A 279-nucleotide genomic window follows, 5' to 3' on the forward strand; every position below is an offset into this window, starting at 1 on the left:
CTCTCCGGCCTTCACCTCTCGAACAGCGATCAGAGGTGCCGTTAAGGTCATGACTGGACGGTATCCCATCGCCTGGGCGTCCTGATGGGCAAAAGGAGAAACACCATAAAGAATGATTCCTGGTCTTACCCAGTCTAGCTGACTTTCCGGCCATGCTAATAATCCAGCCGATGCAGCCAATGAGCGCTCGCCTTTACACCCCTCGGTCAACGATAAAAACAGCTCAATTTGTTGGCGCGTGATCGGGCTATTCAGTTCATCAGCACAGCCAAAATGGCT

General features: G+C 52.3%; 1 protein-coding gene. It reads right to left on the reverse strand.

Annotated elements, in window-relative coordinates; all coding sequences use genetic code 11:
* Positions 1–279 (reverse strand): alanine racemase (locus V0R37_RS21990; RefSeq protein WP_420376541.1); only part of this gene is annotated, 279 nt, incomplete at both ends.

The organism is Pollutimonas rozaliensis (assembly GCF_048751585.1).
Lineage (GTDB): Bacteria > Pseudomonadota > Gammaproteobacteria > Burkholderiales > Burkholderiaceae_B.